The organism is Pseudomonas sp. R2-60-08W, assembly GCF_003852335.1.
In the GTDB taxonomy this organism is placed as follows: domain Bacteria; phylum Pseudomonadota; class Gammaproteobacteria; order Pseudomonadales; family Pseudomonadaceae; genus Aquipseudomonas.
The window spans coordinates 2,207,749-2,227,795 of record NZ_CP027731.1; the positions used below are offsets into that span (position 1 = coordinate 2,207,749).

At 50.3% G+C, this 20,047-nt stretch carries 25 protein-coding genes; all 25 read left to right on the forward strand.

The features are described 5' to 3' along the window. Positions 1–7: 7 nt before the first annotated feature. The 25 genes from C4J90_RS10205 to C4J90_RS10325 all read left to right on the forward strand — a co-directional run bounded on the left by C4J90_RS10205 (position 8) and on the right by C4J90_RS10325 (position 20,042). Positions 8–412 carry a hypothetical protein gene (locus C4J90_RS10205; protein WP_124403748.1) on the forward strand — a complete coding sequence of 135 codons (405 nt, stop codon included), beginning with the start codon at positions 8–10 and terminating at the stop codon, positions 410–412. Next, complete coding sequence (sctN, locus tag C4J90_RS10210; RefSeq protein WP_124403749.1) at positions 409–1,701, forward strand: type III secretion system ATPase SctN; 1,293 nt, start codon at positions 409–411, stop codon at positions 1,699–1,701. Before C4J90_RS10205 ends, sctN begins: the two co-directional genes overlap by 4 nt. 86 nt (positions 1,702–1,787) lie before the next feature. Next, positions 1,788–2,243 (forward strand): hypothetical protein, encoded by a 456-nt coding sequence (locus C4J90_RS10215; RefSeq protein WP_124362258.1) that lies wholly within the window; start codon positions 1,788–1,790, stop codon positions 2,241–2,243. Beyond that, entirely contained in the window at positions 2,231–3,229 is a 999-nt protein-coding gene (locus C4J90_RS10220; RefSeq protein WP_124406852.1) for a hypothetical protein, read from the forward strand. Before C4J90_RS10215 ends, C4J90_RS10220 begins: the two co-directional genes overlap by 13 nt. Continuing rightward, the gene (locus C4J90_RS10225; RefSeq protein WP_124403751.1) at positions 3,226–4,143 is read left to right on the forward strand and encodes a FliM/FliN family flagellar motor switch protein; all 918 of its coding nucleotides are present in this window, start codon (positions 3,226–3,228) and stop codon (positions 4,141–4,143) included. Before C4J90_RS10220 ends, C4J90_RS10225 begins: the two co-directional genes overlap by 4 nt. After that, positions 4,133–4,804: an EscR/YscR/HrcR family type III secretion system export apparatus protein gene (locus tag C4J90_RS10230; protein ID WP_124403752.1), complete on the forward strand. Its 672-nt coding sequence runs from the start codon at positions 4,133–4,135 to the stop codon at positions 4,802–4,804. Before C4J90_RS10225 ends, C4J90_RS10230 begins: the two co-directional genes overlap by 11 nt. Before the next feature lie 11 nt (positions 4,805–4,815). Next, positions 4,816–5,079 (forward strand): EscS/YscS/HrcS family type III secretion system export apparatus protein, encoded by a 264-nt coding sequence (locus C4J90_RS10235; protein WP_124362262.1) that lies wholly within the window; start codon positions 4,816–4,818, stop codon positions 5,077–5,079. Positions 5,080–5,082: 3 nt separating this feature from the next. Continuing rightward, positions 5,083–5,859: a type III secretion system export apparatus subunit SctT gene (gene sctT, locus C4J90_RS10240; protein WP_124403753.1), complete on the forward strand. Its 777-nt coding sequence runs from the start codon at positions 5,083–5,085 to the stop codon at positions 5,857–5,859. Further along, the gene (locus C4J90_RS10245) at positions 5,860–6,891 is read left to right on the forward strand and encodes an EscU/YscU/HrcU family type III secretion system export apparatus switch protein (protein ID WP_124403754.1); all 1,032 of its coding nucleotides are present in this window, start codon (positions 5,860–5,862) and stop codon (positions 6,889–6,891) included. 89 nt (positions 6,892–6,980) lie between these two features. Continuing rightward, on the forward strand, positions 6,981–7,472 hold the full coding sequence (gene sicA / locus C4J90_RS10250; RefSeq protein WP_124403755.1) for a type III secretion system translocator chaperone SicA: 492 nt from the start codon (positions 6,981–6,983) through the stop codon (positions 7,470–7,472). Further along, the gene (gene sctE, locus C4J90_RS10255) at positions 7,465–9,252 is read left to right on the forward strand and encodes a type III secretion system translocon subunit SctE (RefSeq protein WP_164488013.1); all 1,788 of its coding nucleotides are present in this window, start codon (positions 7,465–7,467) and stop codon (positions 9,250–9,252) included. Before sicA ends, sctE begins: the two co-directional genes overlap by 8 nt. Before the next feature lie 12 nt (positions 9,253–9,264). Then, on the forward strand, positions 9,265–10,476 hold the full coding sequence (locus C4J90_RS10260; RefSeq protein WP_124403757.1) for an IpaC/SipC family type III secretion system effector: 1,212 nt from the start codon (positions 9,265–9,267) through the stop codon (positions 10,474–10,476). Between the two features lie 44 nt (positions 10,477–10,520). Beyond that, positions 10,521–11,579, forward strand: a complete 1,059-nt coding sequence (locus tag C4J90_RS10265) for an IpaD/SipD/SspD family type III secretion system needle tip protein (protein ID WP_164487594.1) — start codon at positions 10,521–10,523, stop codon at positions 11,577–11,579. Positions 11,580–11,588: 9 nt separating this feature from the next. Then, positions 11,589–13,280: a hypothetical protein gene (locus C4J90_RS10270; protein WP_124403759.1), complete on the forward strand. Its 1,692-nt coding sequence runs from the start codon at positions 11,589–11,591 to the stop codon at positions 13,278–13,280. A gap of 50 nt (positions 13,281–13,330) precedes the next feature. Next, the gene (locus tag C4J90_RS10275; RefSeq protein ID WP_124406854.1) at positions 13,331–13,591 is read left to right on the forward strand and encodes a phosphopantetheine-binding protein; all 261 of its coding nucleotides are present in this window, start codon (positions 13,331–13,333) and stop codon (positions 13,589–13,591) included. Between the two features lie 236 nt (positions 13,592–13,827). Next, entirely contained in the window at positions 13,828–14,439 is a 612-nt protein-coding gene (locus C4J90_RS10280) for a winged helix-turn-helix domain-containing protein (protein WP_256657474.1), read from the forward strand. 148 nt (positions 14,440–14,587) lie between these two features. Beyond that, positions 14,588–15,043 carry a transglycosylase SLT domain-containing protein gene (locus C4J90_RS10285; RefSeq protein ID WP_124362271.1) on the forward strand — a complete coding sequence of 152 codons (456 nt, stop codon included), beginning with the start codon at positions 14,588–14,590 and terminating at the stop codon, positions 15,041–15,043. A gap of 82 nt (positions 15,044–15,125) precedes the next feature. Further along, complete coding sequence (locus C4J90_RS10290) at positions 15,126–16,295, forward strand: PrgH/EprH family type III secretion apparatus protein (RefSeq protein ID WP_164487529.1); 1,170 nt, start codon at positions 15,126–15,128, stop codon at positions 16,293–16,295. A gap of 20 nt (positions 16,296–16,315) precedes the next feature. After that, positions 16,316–16,579, forward strand: coding sequence for a type III secretion system needle complex protein (locus tag C4J90_RS10295; protein WP_124406855.1), 264 nt, complete (start codon positions 16,316–16,318; stop codon positions 16,577–16,579). A gap of 70 nt (positions 16,580–16,649) precedes the next feature. Continuing rightward, positions 16,650–16,952 carry a type III secretion system inner rod subunit SctI gene (gene sctI / locus C4J90_RS10300; protein WP_124403762.1) on the forward strand — a complete coding sequence of 101 codons (303 nt, stop codon included), beginning with the start codon at positions 16,650–16,652 and terminating at the stop codon, positions 16,950–16,952. Then, a complete protein-coding gene (locus C4J90_RS10305; RefSeq protein WP_124405789.1) occupies positions 16,952–17,674 on the forward strand; it encodes an EscJ/YscJ/HrcJ family type III secretion inner membrane ring protein in 723 nt (240 codons plus the stop codon). The genes sctI and C4J90_RS10305 overlap by 1 nt, the downstream gene beginning before the upstream one ends. Then, complete coding sequence (locus C4J90_RS10310; RefSeq protein ID WP_124403763.1) at positions 17,671–18,234, forward strand: secretion system protein; 564 nt, start codon at positions 17,671–17,673, stop codon at positions 18,232–18,234. The genes C4J90_RS10305 and C4J90_RS10310 overlap by 4 nt, the downstream gene beginning before the upstream one ends. Continuing rightward, positions 18,206–18,907: a hypothetical protein gene (locus C4J90_RS10315; protein WP_124403764.1), complete on the forward strand. Its 702-nt coding sequence runs from the start codon at positions 18,206–18,208 to the stop codon at positions 18,905–18,907. Before C4J90_RS10310 ends, C4J90_RS10315 begins: the two co-directional genes overlap by 29 nt. Next, positions 18,904–19,329, forward strand: coding sequence for a hypothetical protein (locus tag C4J90_RS10320; protein WP_124403765.1), 426 nt, complete (start codon positions 18,904–18,906; stop codon positions 19,327–19,329). The genes C4J90_RS10315 and C4J90_RS10320 overlap by 4 nt, the downstream gene beginning before the upstream one ends. 86 nt (positions 19,330–19,415) lie before the next feature. Then, on the forward strand, positions 19,416–20,042 hold the full coding sequence (locus C4J90_RS10325; protein ID WP_124362279.1) for a response regulator transcription factor: 627 nt from the start codon (positions 19,416–19,418) through the stop codon (positions 20,040–20,042). Positions 20,043–20,047: the final 5 nt, after the last annotated feature.

Sequence of the window (20,047 nt, forward strand, 5' to 3'; positions counted from 1 at the left end):
ATAAGTCATGAATTTAGATATTGGTGTGCTCGTACGAGGAGCATTGGAACATAGTGGCTGTACTGGGGGCCAGATCGGTAATTTTGATGGTTACTCTACTATTGCCTTGGAGCTGGACGGGCTGCCGAGCGTTTATATTGGTTCAGAAAATAATGACTTTTGGATCTGGTCTGAACTGGGTGAGTTTTCTGCTTCCCAGATATCCTACTGTTCGGATGCGCTGCTGACTGAGTTGATGCGTCCTTGCGACTATGCGCGTCCTCGGCAGGCACAGCTGCTGAATCTTGATGGTGTGTTGGAACTGCGAGTATTGCTCGGTGAGATGGCATTGGGCGATCCCCAACATATGGCCGCGGCGCTCGATCAATTCCTAGAAAGTCTTACAAATTGCAGTGAAGCTCTTCGTCAGTGAAGCGTAGGACAATACTGCGCTGCGGCGCTCATCCACAACGAGCCGCGGGGCCGATCCTAGAGGCGCGTTTACGCAATGTGGTTATTGGCGAGCTCTGTGAGGTGCGGCGACACTGGTTGGATGAGACGTCCGTCGCTAAGGCGCAAGTCATAGGCTTTCGCGCGGATACGGTTTTACTGAGCCTGTTGGGTGAAGCGCGAGGTTTATCCCGCGAATCCATCTTATTGCCCACGGGAGGGGGCGCCCAGCTCAATTGCAGCGCGCAATTATTGGGCACGGTCATTGACGCCAGTGGTCAAGTTGTCGAACGTCTGTCGGAGCCGGCAAGCGGCAGGGAGAGCGTGCTTCTACCACTGGATGCTGACCCTCCGCCTTACTTTCAGCGCCGATCAGTGCGTGAACCGCTGATAACCGGCATACGCACGATCGATGGCGTTTTAACCTGCGGTGTCGGGCAACGCGTGGGCATTTTTGCATCCGCCGGTTCGGGTAAGACTTCCTTGATGAATATGTTAATTGAACATTGTCAGGCGGATGTCTTCGTCATCGGTTTGATCGGCGAGCGAGGTCGTGAAGTGACGGAGTTTGTCGAGGCATTGCGCCTTTCACCCAAGCGCAGTCGCTGCATAGTCGTTTATGCAACCTCTGATCAAGCATCCGTTGATCGCTGTAATGCTGCGCTGCTGGCAACCACCGTTGCCGAATACTTTCGCGATCAAGGGGGGAGGGTAGTGTTGTTCCAAGACTCCATGACACGTTATGCCAGGGCTAGGCGAGACCTGGCACTGGCGGCGGGTGAGGCACCCGCTCGGCGGGGTTATCCAGCCTCTGTATTCGATTGTTTACCGCGCCTGCTGGAACGGCCAGGCGTAACAGAGAGCGGTAGCATCACGGCCTTTTGCACGGTACTGCTGGAAAGCGATGACGAACCTGATCCTATTGCTGAGGAGATCCGCTCTATCCTCGACGGTCATATCTACCTCAGCCGTACACTTGCGGAAAAAGGCCAGTACCCCGCGATCGATTTATTACGCAGTGCCAGTCGGGTTGCGGCTCAAGTTACTGATACCGACCATCAGCGCTTGGCAGCGAAATTGCGGGAGATGCTCGGGCGTCTTGACGATCTGCAGATACTGATCGATCTAGGCGAGTACAAGCCTGGGCTCGATGCTAAAAATGATTTCGTCATGGACCGTTCGGAGGCAATACGCGAATGGTTGTCCCAACCTATGGCTGAAGAGTGTGCGTGGAGCGAGACACTGGATAGTTTGCAACGCTTGGTGAGTTGATGTTCCCCAATCAATATCCAATCAAGACTTAAAGCGGCTTGACCCCCCAGTATTAGCTGCCGAGAAAGGCGGATACAGGAGCAGCTGTGAGCCATATTCATGGTATGACCCGCTTGCTGCGAGGTGTGGCGCAGCGCCAACGGCGCCACGAGGCCAACATGGCTCGGATTAGTGAGCGCATAACGCGTCTTTCAAGGCAAGTAGATGAAATGGATGAGCGTGTATGTAGTTTGAAGGCGTTATTAGCTTCTCATGATCCGAGCTCAAAACGGCTGGACAGGGGAGAGCTGTTCGAGGTCCAGCGCCGCCAAGCAGTTATTCGTCGCCAGATGCATGTGCTCGCCTTAGAGCGTTCTCGGTTGCTGGCCGATAAGCAGATAGTAGAACCGGAACTGGCCAACGCCCGTGAAGCGTACCTAGTGTGTGTGAAAAAGCAGCAGAAATACCAACATCGGCTGGTGCAACTTAAGCGTGCGCGTAGGCTCGCCGCATTGTGCCGTGATGAACTAGAACAGGAGGAGCTAACCCCATGGGCGAAGTAAATATCCCCCCGTCCCTCAGCATTAAAGTGGTCCCACTGTCTGTTGAGGATGACGCTATTGCGGATCAGCTCGACCAAGCTCTAGAGTTCGCAGTTAGGGAGGATGACTTGATAAAAGACCAAGTTGATCAACTGCCGGAAACATTGAGAGCGCTGTTGGCGCATGTCCCTGTTGTCTTCGCGGGCGGCGACCAAAATATGCTGGATAAGGCGCAAAAAGTACAGGTGAGTGTCGATGTACAAAAGAGTCCATTGAGCTCGATAAAAGCACCGGCAAATACGCAAGCACTGGAATCAGATGTTCACCACTCAAAGTTCGCAGTAGATTCGTTCCAACAGGTGGAGAGCCCAGCGCCGCGCTTGAAGTTTCATCGGCCAGCGCTTGAAGGTTTTGTAGAGGCGGGCGCTGCCGCCTCTAAGGTGAAAAGGATCGCCGTGGAAAAGCCAGTACATGAGCGAGTTTCGGCAGCGATACCAGTAATGAATGGCCCGGTGGAACGGGCATCGGGTGACCAGGTGGTTATTCACCAAGGCCTCGACGTCTGGAGCTTAGCCACAGCGCAAACCGCGACTAATGACACCCCATCACAACCTGAGCTTGTCCAGTCGATCCCTGCTGCGCGGTCAGGCGCTTACTTGAGTATTGGAAGTACTCCCTCCGAAATCGTCGGGCCTCAGCCGCGTACGCAGCTCCCAGGGGAGCAGCGCATACAAACGGAAGCTGCACCGATCGAAGGGGGGAGCAAACTCGTTTATGAGTTCAACTCTCCAAAAGCGTTTGGCCAAGTGGTGGTGCAACGACAGGAGCATGATTCCGGCATGCGGCTACAGATCAGTAGCAATGATCCAGGGCTTCATCGTGAGCTATTACACCACTTTCCGGCGGCGCGTGAGCCCTCCTGGCGATTGACTCAGGATCAAGGCCAGGGCGGAGGAAACGGGCATCGCTACGAAGAAGAAGAGTCGGCCGAGGAGCAAAGCGGATGAGACAATTGTCCTTGCGTCGTTACGATCCGAAAGAGCGCAACGACGAGCGTCTACTTGCACTTTGGGGTTCTGCTGGTAATGAGTTGAAGGCCGCTTCACTGTGCTCTGCTACGCAGTATTTGCATTTCGAGGCCGAGGCGCTGCAAGGCCGCTGGCGTGGTCTGTTGGAACCCCGTGAATGGCTGGCTGCGGCAGTACCTGGCCTCGCAGGCTATGCGCCGCAGGGGGTAACTAACGAACGTATTGTTGAATTATTTGCTGCATCGCCCCAACCGCTGGACTTGCCGTTTAATGAGTTGGCGATTAAACGTGTTATTTCGTGCGAGATACAAAGAGGAGCGGACTACGGCGTTAAAAAATTACCCAGTATACAGACCCCATTTGGTCAACTTTGGTTATCGGCCTTGCCTGAGATATTCACACCGATGAATAACTCGCTTGAGCGCAGACTAACGAAATTATCTTTTCCTATAAGTGTGGTACTTGGCTATACCGACGTGAGTATGCCCATCCTGCGTCGATTGGCTAAGGGCGGCGTACTGTTACTGGCCGATAAGGCGCAATACTTCACCATGGCGGGCCGTCGCCTTGGCCACTTTGATCTAACCGGAGAGGGAATACACGTGCACACGCTCGAAAAGACACATGAAAAAAACAGGCTTAATTCGGTCGTTGATCTGGGGCATTTACCGGTGCGCCTGGAGTTTGTGCTGCAAGAAAGCGTACTTGACCTCAGCGAGCTGAAAGCACTGAACGAAGGAGGGATTCTGCCCCTCGTGCCAGGTGCTGAGCGGAGTGTTGAGCTGCGAGCCAATGGCCTTCGCTTGGCGCGAGGAGAATTAGTTCAACTCGATGGCAGCCTGGGCGTTGAGTTAATGGAGTTGTTTATTGAAGGTAACGAGCATGTCGAATGACATCTCAATGATTGCACTGCTGTCGTTCGCGACACTGTTGCCATTTCTGATTGCGTCAGGAACCTGCTATATAAAGTTTTCGATCGTTTTCGTCATGCTGCGTAACGCCTTAGGGTTGCAACAAGTACCCTCAAATATGACATTGAACGGCGTCGCGTTGCTGCTCTCGTTTTTCGTAATGATGCCAGTGGTGCATTCAGCTTATAGCTATTACCAGGAGCACCCGGTTAGTTTCAACAGCGTCGACGCAGTCGTCGAGTTCACCGATACCGGTCTGCAGGAATACCGTGTCTATTTGGAAAAACACACCGATCCTGAGTTAACGCAATTTTTTGAACGCGCCCAGCTTGAGCGAGAGGATCGAGTAGAGAGAGAGCAAGGTTATGCCGACGCCGAGGCGCCGCGTGCCTCTTTATTTTCGTTGTTGCCAGCTTATGCGCTAAGCGAAATAAAAAGTGCCTTTAAAATCGGATTTTATTTGTATCTTCCCTTTGTCATTGTTGATCTTGTAATTTCAAGTATCTTGCTGGCATTGGGGATGATGATGATGAGTCCGGTAATTATATCGGTCCCGATAAAGCTCATTCTATTCGTTGCATTGGATGGCTGGACCCTGCTTTCCACAGGGCTAATTGGTCAATATCTTGAATTGACTTTTTAGGGAGACGCCCAATGAACGATTTGGTATTTGTCGGGAACAAAACGCTTTATTTGATCCTCATGCTTTCTGCCCCTCCCGTGATTGCCGCGACGGTGGTGGGGTTGCTGGTTGGTTTGTTCCAGACAGTGACCCAGTTGCAAGAACAGACGCTCCCCTTCGGTTTCAAATTGCTGACGGTCAGTTTATGTATGTTTATGTTGTCTGGCTGGTACGGGCAAACGTTGCTCAACTTTTCTCGTGAAGCGTTCCGCTTGGCGTTGCGCCATACAGGTTAATGTATGGTATTGCCCTTATTCTTCGATTTACATCTCTGGTTGGCCGGGGCGGCCCTTGGGTTTGCACGATTGGCCCCGGTGTTTTTCATGCTGCCATTCCTCAATAGCGGTGTGCTATCCGGTGTGGCTCGTAACGCTGTAATTGTGCTGGTGGCATTTGCGCTTTGGCCGTATTCCGCTGCTGAGTTGCCGGCCATGGATAGCTTGCACTACATGGGGTTGATGCTGCGTGAGGCAGGCGTCGGCGTGCTCCTCGGCTGCTTGCTTTGCTGGCCGTTCTGGGCATTGCATGCCCTCGGTTGTCTGATTGATAACCAGCGCGGGGCCATGCTGAGCAGTACTGTAGACCCCGCTAATGGTGTGGATACCTCAGAACTGGCGAACTTCTTCAATTTATTTGCAGCGGCGGTTTACCTTGAAGGTGGCGGCTTGCTGCTGATGGTTGAAACGTTGAAAGCAAGTTATCAGCTCTGCGATCCTTTGGGGGCATGCCTGCCTGGCCTCCCGCCTGTATTAGGAATGCTTGACGGCTTGGTCACCCGTAGCCTGTTATTGAGTGCACCCGTCGTAACCGTACTATTGCTCAGTGAAGTCGTGCTCGGCTTGTTGTCGCGTTTTGCACCTCAGATGAACGCTTTCTCAGTGTCGCTGACGATTAAAGGCAGTATCGCACTATTGATGGTTCTGTTGTATTTCGGTGCTTACTTGCCAGATGAAATTCTCCGACTCGCTCATAATTCACTTGGGTTTGCTTCTTGGATAGACGCGGGAGTCGATTAAATGTCTGCGTCTTCAAAAACCGAGAAGCCCACAGCAAAACGCCTACGGGACGCGGCAAAGCGCGGCCAGACATTTAAGTCCAAAGACTTGGTGACTACCTGTTTGATGCTGTGCGGCATTGCCTTTTTAGTGGGCAGCGTATCGTTGCTGGAATTAATGGCGCTCTACCGGCGCTATATTCAAAGCGGTTTCAGCCTGGACCCATCGGTCTATATAATGGGGCTTGCTTTACACGCGTTTAAAGTTGTGGCGCCTATCATACTGGTTTGCTTGCTTGCATCCGGCCTGCCGAGTTTATTGCTCAGCGGGTTCCAGTTAGCCTCCGAAGCGCTGAAGTTGAACCTGGGGGCCCTCAACCCAGTAAATGGTTTTAAAAAGCTATTCAGCCTGCGTACCGTCAAGGAAGCGATTAAATCGCTGTTATACCTCATCAGCTTTGTTGTCGCGGTAAGCGTTACTTGGCAGGTTGTACGTGATCGGATTTTTTCGCTCGTCTATGCGCCTATCGGTGGGCTATTTGCCGTATGGGGTAGTCTCTTACTCTCGTTGATGCTGATATGGCTCGCCTGCATTCTGCTGATCGTACTGTTGGATATGCTGATCGAATATTTCCTGTTCATCAAGGAACATCGAATGGATAAGCAGTCGGTAAAAAATGAGCATAAGGAGCAAGAAGGCAGCCCTGAAACGAAAGGTCGGCGCCGGGAACTGCATCGAGAGTTACTGTCCGAGCAGATCAAGTCAGATATACGCAACTCCAAGGTAGTCATTGCTAACCCTACCCATATTGCGGTGGGTATTTATATGAACCCAGAAGTACTGCCCATTCCTTTTATCTCCGTGATGGAAACCAATCAGCGAGCCTTGGCGGTGCGTGGTTATGCTGAAAAAGTGGGGGTGCCAGTGGTGGCTGATGTGGCGTTGGCGCGGCGTATCTTCAAAACGCACACGCGTTACAGCCTGATCAAACTGGACGAGGTCGAGCAAGTGCTGCGGCTGTTGCTGTGGCTTGAGCAGGTGGAAAACGCCTGAGCCCTACGTATGAGTGATTTGTGAATGAACCAAAAGCTAGAGCTTGGCTTAATGAACCTGTCCGGCGAACCGGCAAAGGAGTTACGTAAATGAGTTCGCAGATGTCAGATGATGACGAAGTAGCAGCGGATGTAATGCAAGCCGTTCTGGAGGGCGCAACCCTGCAGGACCTGCATGGTATTTCAGAAGGGCAAATGGAGAGCCTCTACGGCTATGCCTATGATTTTTACTGTCAGGGACGATTGGAAGACGCGGAAAAGTTTTTCCGGTTCCTGTGCATTTATAACTTTAACAATACCGATTACTGGATGGGGCTCGCCGCTGTATACCAAATGCAGAAGCGCTTCGAAAAAGCCTTGGATATGTACACGGTAGTGTTTGCACAAAGCAAAGCTGATTACAGCTCGATGCTGCATGCAGGGCAATGTCAACTTTCCTTGAGAAGAGTGGGCAAGGCTCGACGATGTTTTGAACTGGTCATTGAGCGAGGAACCGCTGAGTTGTGCGCAAAGGCACAGATCTATCTGGACGCGATGCGCCAGGCTGCAGCTACCAGCGCTAACGAGGACGATGATGAATAATATCAATGCGGTGAGAGATACGCGGGTTTTGGGTGCATACCTGAATCAGGAGCAGCGTGTGGACACCGAGAAAGCAAGTTTCGCCAGTCCGGACTTTGTCCGGCGGGCGCAAGACTCGGCGCAGCAATTGGCGACTGTGGTCTTGGGCCAGTCCACGGAGCAAGGCCGATTTGATCCGTCTGCACCGATGCTGCGTATGCCGGTACAAAATGAAAAAAAAGAAGGCATGAGTTCCCAGGAGCATTTCATGCTCGTGCTCGCGGCTGTCATGGAGCTTGTCGAGGGGGTCACCACGGCTACCCTTAAGCGCAATCTGGAAATCCTGCGATCGTTCGCCGCCGCGCACGCAGAAAGTAGCACCAAGCGTTCCGAGGAGTTTCAAGGCGCCGTGGACGCTGCGTCCGAAGCAATAACGGATGCCGAACAAACTGAAAAAAACCTGAACAGCGCACTCGGCGCTCAGAAAACGGCCCAGGGTGCGCTGGATCATGCGCAAGCCGAATTGGATGCAATGGATCCGGATGATCCGCTGTATGCAGCGGCGCAGGCCAAGCGTGATAACGCAGCCAAGCAACTGAGCCAGGCAAGCGGTCAAGTTAAAGCGGCTACCTCTGCGCACAACGATGCTTTGGTGAAGGCAAATGCCAAGCAGGCTGAAGCTGAAGCACTGAAAGAGCAACTGAAAGGAAAGCAAAGCCTGACAGGGCCAGACAGTGCCAACGCTGAAAAAACCTTAAATAATACCGGGCTCTTGCTTAAGTTGATGTTGAGCGTTGCGCAAATCATGTCGGAGGCGATCGAGGCGGACAACCAGGCGCAGTTTGAACTTAACAAATCAATGAGCAAGGCACGCCAAGCCTATCTGGAGAAAAAGTCCGACGAGTACCTGGAAGAGGTACGCAAGGCCGAAGAAATGCAAAAGGCCATGGGGTGCCTGGGGAAAGTCTTGGGTGGGATCCTTACGGCAATTAGTGTCGTGGGCGCGGTATTCACAGGTGGCGCGAGTCTGGCAGTCGCAGCTGTAGGGCTCGCACTCATGGCCGGCGATATGGTGAGCAAGGCACTGTTTGACTTCTCCTTTATGGAGGCCGCACTCAATCCAATCATGGAGCATGTGTTCAACCCTATCGTTCAAGCGTTGGGCAAAGGTATCACCGAGTTATTAAAAGCTGTGGGTGTGGATTCGGCGGCAGCCGAGATGATCGGCATGATTACCGGCGCCATTCTCGCTGCGGCAGCAATGGTGGGCGCTGTCGTCCTGGGCGGCGCTGCTGCCGGCAAAGTAGGGGCGAAGATAGCCCAGAGCAGCATCAAGAAGAGCATTGAGCAAGCCCTTGGCAAATTGATGGATAAGCTGGTACCGGACCTAGTCAAGCAATTCGCGCGTGGGGCCGGGCGTGGCATGGGCCACGCTGTAAGTAAGGTCGGCACCCAGGCGCGTGAGTTTTTTGGGCTCAAGAGTGATGCGGCTTCAATACAGCGATATTCGAAAATACTTGATGGTATGAGCACGGGCGTTCAAACCGTAGGCGCGACCTCTACGGCATCAATGAATGTCGTCAAGGGGCACAGTGAAATGAAGGCTGCTGAAGCCTTGTCTGAAGTTGAGTTGAGTCGCGCGGATATTGAGAAACTTCAACAGATGCTGACTAAATTGATCCAAATGATCCACGAGGCTGTCCAGGACGTGCAGCGTCAGTTTATGAAAGCGATCGATAATCTGGAAAATCAGTTCGCAGTGGCGCACTCAGTCGTTAATAAAATTAACCGTTCGGTTTAATGAGGTTTGTCTATGTCTATTAATATTGGATCCGCCTCTCAAGGGCCCATTGTAAACACCAAAGCGGTTGATGCGAGCCGACATAACGAAAGCCGTCTTGCGATCGCTGAGACGCTTTCTTCCGATGCAGTAGTCTCTGGTGCACAGGTAACTGTCGAAAATCCGCAAATAGAAAAAATACTGAACTTCATCAAGGAAGCCGGACTCGCTGAGCTACCCACACTGGCTGAGCAACAAAAGCTCAGGATTGCATTGTATGAGATGGTGCCTGAGGCTTTACGACTGGCCGACAAGCTCGGCCCTAAAACCGGGAATGTCGGGGAAATCAGCCAGGCAACCGAGGTATCCATCGAGAGCAATTTTGCAGAAGCCGTTCGCGCCGCAACTGAGAAACCGGAAAAAACTGAGGCGTTCCTTGACCCGCTGACGCTGACGGGGCGACAAGCGCTGCTGTATCAACTGTTATTGTTTGTCGAGTTCGAGGCGAGGGCCGCAAAAGGTAAACAAAAATCAGCCTATGCGATCATGTCTTTCGAACAGATGCTGTCAAAGGCAGCGGCCAAAGTTCAAGAAGGTAAACAACTGTTTCATGCCGCCATTGCCAACAGTGCAACGTCGCTTTCGATGACGGTGGGTGGTGCTGTCGCTTCTGCTAAAGCCATTCATACAGAAAGTGTCACACTGAAAAAGAATAAAATGCCCGCGAATGACCTGGGGCTGAAGATTCAAAATAAGAATCTGACCATTGATTCCGGCGGACTTCAAATTAATCCCCAAGATAATCTTAAATCATTAACTCGTCACAAAGGAGCGGGCACCGAAGAAATGCAACTCGCGCCGAGCGGGCACCAGACGACAACGGAAGAGCGAGCAATCATGAAGCGCGACCTGCTGGATGATCAGGCGCGTGTTAATGAACTGGAGCAGATGCACCAGCAAGTCATGCTCAAAGCGGAAAAGCTAAAGCTGGTAGCGCAAACGCTGATGAGTAGTGGGCAAGTGCTGGGTATGACTATGAACAGCGCACTACAGATTGAAGCCATGGCCCTGCAGGCAGATCAGATGATTAAAGAAGCGGCCAGTTCGGTGATGAGCTCGCTGTCGCAGTCGTCTGGTACGGAAGAAGGCTATAGCCGCGATCTGATCAAGAAATTACTTGAACTTTATGACAGTTATCGTAAAGCAGATGTGGCGGCTTTGAATCATATTGCTAGCAAAATCTAAATTTAATTTCGCTATCGGCCGGTATGGTCAAAATTAGGATACGTATGTTTGGTATAGCCGTTGTTACGGGGGCTTCGATACGCCCTTCGAGTGTGTATGGGTTAAGTGAGTCAGGTTCAGTGCGAGAGGATACGGTCAGCGCCAAATTAACGACGGGTGTGGAAAAAGACCGGACTGAGAAGAATCGACACGACCTTCTGCGCAGTGTTCAGCTATGGTCGAATAGCGTCGAAGCACTTCAGCTCAAACTTAGAATGGTCGATATCAATAAGGGCGATGGTTCTCGAAAGCTAAGGGAATTGCTGGAGGAGGCGCTTGTGTCTAAAACCAGCGCGTTGTTAGACGTAAAGAAGGCGTTGTTTTCTGGTGCTTTTGATTTGGTGAGGCTTGAGGGGTGTCTAAGGCCAATAAATACAGCGTTGCAGTTAAATTCTACGGTACCGCCAGATATGAGGCGGAGCGGGGAGGTTGAGAAAAGTTTAGAAGATAAAATTGTAGAACTCATTGAGCAGTTAGATAAAGAATATCAAGCGTCTTATTTTTTTGTTGTTGAGCAATATGCCGCCTTGTATTCCGATTTTAATAAGAATATCACTGCGGAAATGTCTGGTTGGATCGATGCTGATGACAAAACAGTTTATGTCTGGGTTGGTGAGATTGAGGCAGCATTGGAGGACATACTCGCTAAGTACAAGCGCCATCCTACAGGTGTTTTGTATCCGCCTCAGGAAGATGGTCATGTGAGTGTGGTAAGCCGCGAAGAAGCGGAGAAATGGGTCCAAGAACTTGGCTCCGGTGTTATCGTTGAGAATGACGATGGGGGCTGCATCATAATGATGGATTTAAGCCCTATACAAAAAATGATAGACACGTTGCCAGATGATACCGCAGGAAGTGACTACGCCTTTTTGGATCACGCGAAGTATTCAGCTTGGCAAACAGGTTTTGGTAGCCAAGAGGAAGAGCTAAAAAACACGCTTCAACAGTTCACAAACAAACTGGACTCTGCAGCAAGCTTGGTGAGAAGCTTTATTCAAACGTTGTCATCAAGCATTAGCGCAATTGAGCAGACCAATAATCAGATTATGAATAATTTGAAGTAGGCAGCTGATATGAGATCAACTTCTCCTTCAAATATTGCCATACCGTTTCGCAGGGCTAATTCTCTTATCCGAAATCATTTGGATGGAAAGGTGGTTAAAGGAGGTAATGCAGACAAGCAAGTACAATTTTTATCAAGGGCTGACACTGCGGCGCGTCAACATTATTTAAGAAATGCAGTGGGTGCTGGATCATTGGACTCATTACTTGGAAAGCACAATAGTTTGAAGGGTGCTTTGGATGAGTTGGCATCGAACTATAGGGAAGCACATTTTTCCTCCAGAGCCAATAGTTGTTACCAAGAACTTAGCGCTTCGCAATTGCGTGAAATTAATGATTTGCAGCGGGTGGTAATTGTGAGTGCTGCCAATATGCCATCGATCGCCGTGACGTTGTTTGGCGAGCTTAATACCTTTTTGGAGGATAATGCAGGTAAACTAAAAGAAGGAATTTCGCTTATCGCGTCTGACTCAAAGTCTGCCTCGCTGGTTAAAAGTTTTGACGCTTTAAAACAGTCTGTGGCGAAGCAGGTACGTTATGAAGAAGCCTACGGGTTTTATGCTGATGTTAACAAAAATTTTGGTAAGCCTGCTATCTCCGCATATTTGAAAAATAGGGAGGTTTCCATTCCTACTGGTTCCGTATTGCCTGAAGGTAAAATCATGAGCCAGTCGGCCGCTGAGACGATGGCTGATCTGAGAAGAACGAATACAGAGGGTAAAACAGGCGGTGTGCTGGATTTCGTTTCACTTTCTGAGGTGGTAAAGTTCGTAATGACCGAAGTGGATCTTCGCCGTCCACTGATTGAGAAATCGCCGAAAGAGCTGGTGGGCGACGGTGGCTCTGGGACCGATCGCTCGACCTCCGCGCCCGAAAGAAGAGGCCGAAATGCGCCAGGCACACCAGGAATCACGAACTCAAATGTGCAGAACATTAATATTAGCGCAGATTTATTGAGAGCTCTGGCAGGCGCGGCAAATAGCCATGAGCCAACTGCCATAAATAAAAAAACTTCAGAGCAGAGCGTGCCTGATGAATCAATACCTGCTGGAACTGATGCGCTAGACATGCCGCAGGACGTTAACGATAAGTCGAATGTTGCAGAGCTGAATTCGCTACCGCCGCCGCCGCCGCCGTCACAGTCGCCGTTGAATCGTCAAAGTTCAGTTAGTGCGCTGATTAAAAAGTTTGACGGAGATCGAAATGATACCCTTGATCGGGAGACTCTCAACAGCCCTGAACACGATAAAAAAAATGATGATGTTGAACTCCGACATAAACTCAATCCAAACTCGCCAGCGAGTGTATTGAGTTTTGGAAATGTAACATACGTACCTTGGACTGATCGGGACTTTAGTAAACGCGGCAGCATTATGCTCGATGCGCGCGAGAGCCTGGCTGCAATACTCAAGGCTGTGAGTTACTCTTTGCAGGTTTCTAGTGCTGACACGAAGAATCAACGGCATGCTGTTAACCTGCTTAAGCGAGATTTGAGTAATTTTGACGATACCCAAAGTCTTTCCAGTGCCAGTTTTGAGACGTTAAGTCAAATGCTGAACAGCGGCCGCATGAATAAATTTGCATTGGATCTGAAAAGTGGATTGAAGTCATTTGAAAATAACAATATTAAAATGCGACGTAACTATGAAAACGTGAGGCAAACAATGGAAAAACTGCAAGCATTATTCGCGTTCATTGAGTGATCAACTTCACGGCTTGTTCAAGCGCAGTAATATGAGGTGGAGGGCGTGGGGTGAATGAAATTGATCCAGAATTTAGTATGCTACGAGCACTATTAGCCTATCACTTCAGGCTTGCTCAAGAAAAGATAACTAGCAAGACACTAATTATTGAGCAGCTTATGGCGGATTCGTTAGACTTGATTGATATAGGCTTGCAGTTGAATGAGGTATTTAATATTGATTTGAATGTGTCGCTGGTAGCGACTAGTCATAGCGTGGAGGATATGTATTTGCACGTTAGAACAGCGCTCGCGCTGAACGAAAATACGTAAAGTAATGCCGTAAAGCGTCCTAAAAAAATAAAAAATCCAATTATGCAACTTAAGCATCAATCATTCTATGAGCCTGTGCGCTACTAGCGCGTCAGAAATTTCTTGTGTCGTGCTGGATGTTTCCGGCGCTATTGTGGTCGTTTCTTATCCACCCGGCGCCTTTCTTGCCTCTAGTATAGCTCCATCGATTTTGGGTAGTCGTTTTGGCGGCGCATTATACTGGCGAGGTTAGAAAAGTGACTGACATAGTTAATCCTTCTTTTACTGAAGATGTGGCATTTGGAAAGTGGGTTTGGAGAAAAAACAGAGGTCTTTGGTTAGGCAGTGAGTGTGTGCATTTGCCTCCTAAAGAATCCAGGCTCCTTGAACTATTGCTTGCCTCTGAGGGGCGGGAGCTGAGCAAGGATAGGTTGCTGGATAGTATCTGGCCACATCAGGCGGTGGGGGAGGAGTCTCTTAGCCGTTGTATTTATATCTTGCGCAAAATACTGCGCTCTTCAGATAGCAAAAGTTATATCGCAACCATCTATGGCAAAGGCTATCGGTTTGTTCGGCCTGTTATATCCATACCTGAAACCACGCACTCGATCGCGATTGCGCACTCTGTGAAGTTAACCCCGAATGGTGCCAGTAGTGGTCGTTCAGATTCCGCTCACGCGCCGTCTAGTGTCACCGCACTTATCTGCGACACTCAAATGCTGGATGAGCTGGGTGGATTGCAGAACGGTCGACGTATGTGTTTAGAGCTGGTCAACCAATGCGGCACCTTGACACTGCGCCGATTGAATCCCTCCGCTCCAGAGCCTATTGAACGGTTCACTTCTGGGGCGAGTCGGAGTGCTGCCTAAGCATGAGAATATATAAAAAAGTTGAACTTGCAGTCCATTCGAGCGCCGCACCATTGTCCGGTGGATCCAGGTTTTTTGAAGAGTGTCCTGTTTGTCTTGTCAGCCAAAGACGCCTGCGAGAGTCGGCCAGGTTCGCGGGGAGGCTGCTTTGACCCGATATCTCTTGGTCGGCCTGCTACTGTTGACAAGGCCTTCTTGGGCGGATGCTTTCTGCTGGGAACAGGTGGGAGCGTCCTACGATATTGAACCAGAGCTTCTTTTTGCTATAGCACAAGTCGAGTCTTCGCTGCGAACAGATGCGCTGAATCATAACCATGATGGTTCGCGGGATATTGGTTTAATGCAAATCAATAGTCGCCATCTACCGTGGCTCAGTGAGATGGGTATCGACGAAGGCCGACTATTAAATGACCCCTGCTTGAGCATCGCTGTGGGTGCCTCAATACTGAAAGAGTTTATTGGGCGCTTTGGCTATAGCTGGGAAGCTGTCGGCGCTTACAACGCTGGAGGTTCTGCTTCTAGGGCAACGTCACGGCAGCGTTATGCCAAGCGTGTCCAGGAGCGTTATCACATGATGCGCAGTGATTTGAATCTTGATGGATAATACTTCTATCCATCAAGATTTAATATCGAGTTGGCATTAATCTATGTCCATATCGCGCGATGTAAAACGGTGGAAGGGCAATATGTTGTTAGGCGAAAAAGAGCAAGGCACCACGAACTTCGGTTGCGTGCTACGTGTTCTGGATGGGCCGCTGTGCGGCTGTGAGTATGAGTTGCGTGATAAACAAAACCTGTTCGTCGTCGGTATGGAAAGAGAATTTTTCAACGATGAATCAGCCGTTTCCTTTCCTGAGCACTCATTTTATATACCGCTGGAGGGCAGTAGTAGTAATTTTGAAGTGCTTGTTGAAGAAACTGCACAGTCTGGCGTCATGGTGCGTATATTCGGTGAGGAAGTAGTAGAGCGATCTTTAACTTATCAAGTCATTCACCGTGTAGGTAGTTTGCGTATTGCTTTACGTCCGATGGATGCAGACTGGGTTGACGGTTTGTTTGACGAGCCTGCGCCCGAAACGTTTGCACGGACAATTTCTAATAGGCTCTCGGTGAAGAGCGTAATAGCGATGCTACTAAGTGGCGTAGTATTGATCGCCTGCTTCTGGTGGGAAAGCCGGCCAACGCCAGTGGTGAGTGTGAAGTCTGTCGTTGGCGGGGTCAGCAGCCCTTACAGAATTATTAAAGGCCGCGATGACAAGATTTACATGTTTGCTTCAAGCGAGCGCGAGCTGAGCTGGGGGCGACAGGTCATGATGCGAAACAATAGTACTGGCATCGATGTGAGGTCGATACGCGAGGAAGCAAAGCGTGTTGAAGGCGAGTTGCTTCGTCATTACACCGGTTTAGCATTCCATCGACTCGATCTGAATAATCCTGAATTTCCCCGTCTGGTTCTGAGTAAGGAGCGTGCTCACTTAGACCTGGCCGCTGGCGAGGCGCTTAGGACTTTCTTGTTAAAGGACATGCCTTATGTGCAGTCAGTAAAAATCGAGCGACGCAGCGACCTGGAGCTAGAGGCACTGGCAAAAGATGGTTTGCAGCGCTTGGCTGTTCCATTTGAACGAATGCATCACCCGGCTGGCGTCACGTTTAAGGTTAGAGGTGCGTTGAATGACGGTGAACTAAATAACGTACGCGAGCTGGTTGAGTCGTTTTATCAGCAATGGGGAGGACGTTATGTTTCATTTGCGCTAGAACTCGATGACGATTGGTTGAAAGGCAAGTCCTATCAGCTAGGTTCACAAGGTTATATAAAAATGAGTCCGTCTTCTTGGTATTTTCCCGCACCGACTTAATAAATTTGAGGTAATAAAACATGGCAAACACTAATAGCCCTAAACCGGCAGCGCCTAGTGGCTGGTTGACCGAAGTTTCACAAGATTTCGATGAGTCGGTGACGGATCTTAAAAAGGAATTGGATGCTTCATTGGATAAGCTAAAGGGTGATGCTTCAGATCCCTCCCTACTTGCTGATTATCAAGCTCGGTTGTCGGAGTATAATTTGTTTCGTAACGCACAATCGAACACCGTAAAGGTATTCAAAGATATTGATGCTGCGATTATTCAAAACTTCCGTTAGTGCTTAATTGATCTCCTTTTTTCACATCTTGGGGCCCCGTACCGGGGCTGGTTAAGTTTAGAGTGTATTTATGTCCGGCTTAGAACTAATCGCTTCTCCTAGCGCACAGGTGAGCTTTTTAAACAACCCCGCCAGTGATGCGTCAGAATCTTTGGAGGGCCGGCTTATCCAGGCCTTTTCTGAAAAAAGCGTGGAAGCAGAACACTATGTATCCGCAATCAACTCAATTTTGTCGCGTCCGGGAATGCTCAGCGACCCAGAGGTTCTCTTCGAACTGCAACAGCAAACCGCGAATTATAATCTCGATATCTCCATGGTCAGTACACTTACACGTAAGGCCGTGGGGGCCGTTGAGGCATTGATGCGCTCATGATGCTGCGGTGGCTATTACTCGGATTGGTGTTCTTGGGGTTGGTAGGCTGTCGTCAGGCGGATCTGCTGGACGGATTAGATCAGCACCAGATAAATGCTGTTATCGCTGTACTGCAGCGTAACAATATTGAGGCGGTCAAAGTCGATCAGGGCAAGAATGGTTATAGCGTCCACGTCCGCCAGTTGGATTTTACCGCTGCAGTTGACTTGTTACAATTGCATGACCTGCCACCCAAGCCTCGGCTTGAGGTTGCACAAATGTTCCCACAGGATTCGCTGGTTGCTTCGCCCCGAGCAGAGAAAGCCAGATTGTTCTCAGCCTTGGAGCAACGCCTGGAACAAACATTGGCCACACTGGAAAAGATTGTCCGGGCCAGGGTGCACGTCAGTTATGACCTAGATGCCGGGGAAGGAGGCCGTAAGGCTTCGCCCATACATCTTTCTGCCCTGATCGTGCATGAGCGGGGTGTAGACTCACAACTATTGATCGGTGATATCAAGCGGTTTTTGAAAAACAGTTTTTCGGATGTCAGTTACGACGATATTTCAGTTGTGCTTTCACCTAAAAGCGAAATTCAGCACTTTGCGCCTTCAGCGGCACCCACGAATCATAATAAGAATTACCTGCTGGGCGGTCTGATTCTGATGGTCTTATTAGGCGGCCTATCGAGTGCTTATTGGTATTGGTCAGTAAAGCGGCGCCAAACTAAGGCGGACCTATGATGGATTTTGCCCCGCGGTTGAGACATATCATGTTTGATCCTTTGGCCTACCTACATCCAAGTCGTCTGAGCAGGACAATCAATCTTAGTTCTGCGCGGCAACGGAGCGCGCTTAATGGGATTTTTCTTGACGCACTACCCAATGCGATGCCGGCTACGCCGGAGGTTGATTCTGTGTATGCGCATTGGGTGAGATATTGGCACCGCCTGCCTCATATTGCTCTGGCTCTGGGGGCGCAGCAATTGCGTCAATACCTGGCGCAAGGAGGGACTTGGTTATGCCTGCCTGAGCAAGCCCAGGCCTTCGCAGCCTATAAGCTTCGTGAAGCCCGCGAAGAGGAAAAAACGTCTTTGGTGTCTGTGGCCCAAGTCCAGGCATGTGGGCTTTCCGCATTGCTGGCGTGGAGAGAGTGGGTGCCTGAGGCACTGGTAGCACGGCTGCCGCTACTCTTCCCTGAGAAAATAGTCGAGCTGCAGGGAACCCAGCCGATACCTTCTGCTGATCTATTAATTTTTAAATTGGCTCTACAAAATGATCAGAATTATTCCCATTCACGATAACCTTCTGATTGAGGATAGCGTCTGGGTCGCCTCAGTGCATCTGCAGAAGCAAACGCAGGCCGTCGACATTCTTGACCAGGCGATTGCTCAAGCCAATAGCCGTATCCACGCGGCTCAGTGCGAAGCGGATGCAATTCATCAGCATGCTTTTCGCCAAGGGTATGACAAGGGCGTCTGCGTCCTGGCGCAAGATGTCGTGCATGCAGTGGGCCAAGCAAGTGCTCTTCAGAAGCGTCTAGAGGTGATCTTGCATCGTACTGCTGTTGATTTAGTCGCGGACTTGCTGGGCCGGCCTGAGTGTTTGGAGGCCATGTTTGCCAGATGGCTGAAAGAGAGCAGAGCCGACGCCAGCTCGGACCAAGCTATGACCGTGGTATTGCCTCAACGCTTGGATGCGTGTGGTGAGGAGTTTGTGGCTCGTCTACGCTTGCATTGGAGTGGCACAATGAATGTCGAATTCGTCGACGGGGAATATTACCGATTTCGTTGTGACCAACAATTTGCCGAGCTGAATGGTCGGGCTATCGGCGAAGAACTGGCCCCGGAATTGATGGTGAAATTAGGCCTATTGACGGAGCAGTGCGGGCGGATTTCTGGCGAGGTCCGGTCTGCTATTTTGCGGTTTACCGGGTTGGATGAGTCGATTTGTTTGAATAAAGGGATCATGGAATGAACATTGGTGCCATTCGCCCCGCTGGTAGCCAAGCCGTGCTCGCCGCTCAAGAAGCGATCCTTGATCTGGATCAGCGTGTGCTTGAAGTTGGTGCGCTATCCAAAACCTCTTTGGATGATCCTAATTTCGAAGCGTTCTACCAGAGGTTATTGGCTATAGCAGACGATGGTTTGAGCGGCGCAACAGTTTATGAGTGCTTACGCGCGTTTGAGGCTGATGGAGCGCATCCTTATCGCACCACTGAAACCCAGGCTGCAGTTTTGGCCTTGACCCTGCAGCGCCTAAAAGAGGATAGTCTTCAAGATACAGCGCTATATAAGAGTGTCACAGAGGCTCAATCTCGTGTTTTTTCGGCGAAATTTATGGTTCAGGAATATATGCAGCAAATATTCATGGTGGCTGAAGAGCTGCCCGAATGGTGAGCTCACAATGTGGACGACATCGCGCCTGATCACTTCAGAGGTCGCGGGCGCAGTCAATCTTTTAATACCATTATCAGGTGTAGACAGTGGGAAAAATACTGATTGTTGATGATCATCCGATACTACGATTAGCTGTTCGTTTGTTGTTGGAGCGTGACGGGCACGAGGTGGTGGGGGAGGCGGACAATGGGGTCGATGGTGTCAGTTTAGCTCGAGAGCTGAATCCTGGCCTGGTGCTGCTTGATATAGGTATTCCGAACCTCGATGGGTTGGAGGTAATCGCTCGTATCCAGACATTGGCAACGCCGCCAAAAGTCCTGGTACTAAGTGCACAGGAACCTGCTTACCTTGCCCACAGGTGCATGCGGGCTGGGGCTGCCGGTTTTGTGTTTAAGCAGGAGGATCCAGCGGAGCTACTCGCTGGTGTGCGTGCAGTGTTGTCGGGCTACAGTTTTTTTCCTAGCCAAACGCTCAATGACGTTCGCAATGACGCAGGGAAATCTGACGAGGCTACATTGCTAAGTACGCTGACCGATCGAGAGCTCACCGTTCTTCGTTATCTGGCGTTGGGATACACGAATAAACAAATAGCTGATGAGTTACTGATCAGCAACAAAACGATCAGCTCTTATAAAATACGCTTGCTTGAAAAATTGAACGCCTCTAGCCTTGTAAGCTTGGCTGAACTGGCGAAAAGAAATTCACTGGTATGAACGTT

Coding starts and splice junctions, on each gene's coding strand:
- C4J90_RS10205 (WP_124403748.1), top strand. CDS start 8: ATGAATTTAGATATTGGTGTGCTCGTACGAGGAGCATTGGAACATAGT.
- C4J90_RS10220 (WP_124406852.1), top strand. CDS start 2,231: ATGGGCGAAGTAAATATCCCCCCGTCCCTCAGCATTAAAGTGGTCCCA.
- C4J90_RS10225 (WP_124403751.1), top strand. CDS start 3,226: ATGAGACAATTGTCCTTGCGTCGTTACGATCCGAAAGAGCGCAACGAC.
- C4J90_RS10230 (WP_124403752.1), top strand. CDS start 4,133: ATGTCGAATGACATCTCAATGATTGCACTGCTGTCGTTCGCGACACTG.
- C4J90_RS10235 (WP_124362262.1), top strand. CDS start 4,816: ATGAACGATTTGGTATTTGTCGGGAACAAAACGCTTTATTTGATCCTC.
- sctT (WP_124403753.1), top strand. CDS start 5,083: ATGGTATTGCCCTTATTCTTCGATTTACATCTCTGGTTGGCCGGGGCG.
- C4J90_RS10245 (WP_124403754.1), top strand. CDS start 5,860: ATGTCTGCGTCTTCAAAAACCGAGAAGCCCACAGCAAAACGCCTACGG.
- sicA (WP_124403755.1), top strand. CDS start 6,981: ATGAGTTCGCAGATGTCAGATGATGACGAAGTAGCAGCGGATGTAATG.
- sctE (WP_164488013.1), top strand. CDS start 7,465: ATGAATAATATCAATGCGGTGAGAGATACGCGGGTTTTGGGTGCATAC.
- C4J90_RS10260 (WP_124403757.1), top strand. CDS start 9,265: ATGTCTATTAATATTGGATCCGCCTCTCAAGGGCCCATTGTAAACACC.
- C4J90_RS10265 (WP_164487594.1), top strand. CDS start 10,521: ATGTTTGGTATAGCCGTTGTTACGGGGGCTTCGATACGCCCTTCGAGT.
- C4J90_RS10270 (WP_124403759.1), top strand. CDS start 11,589: ATGAGATCAACTTCTCCTTCAAATATTGCCATACCGTTTCGCAGGGCT.
- C4J90_RS10290 (WP_164487529.1), top strand. CDS start 15,126: ATGTTGTTAGGCGAAAAAGAGCAAGGCACCACGAACTTCGGTTGCGTG.
- C4J90_RS10295 (WP_124406855.1), top strand. CDS start 16,316: ATGGCAAACACTAATAGCCCTAAACCGGCAGCGCCTAGTGGCTGGTTG.
- sctI (WP_124403762.1), top strand. CDS start 16,650: ATGTCCGGCTTAGAACTAATCGCTTCTCCTAGCGCACAGGTGAGCTTT.
- C4J90_RS10305 (WP_124405789.1), top strand. CDS start 16,952: ATGCTGCGGTGGCTATTACTCGGATTGGTGTTCTTGGGGTTGGTAGGC.
- C4J90_RS10310 (WP_124403763.1), top strand. CDS start 17,671: ATGATGGATTTTGCCCCGCGGTTGAGACATATCATGTTTGATCCTTTG.
- C4J90_RS10315 (WP_124403764.1), top strand. CDS start 18,206: ATGATCAGAATTATTCCCATTCACGATAACCTTCTGATTGAGGATAGC.
- C4J90_RS10320 (WP_124403765.1), top strand. CDS start 18,904: ATGAACATTGGTGCCATTCGCCCCGCTGGTAGCCAAGCCGTGCTCGCC.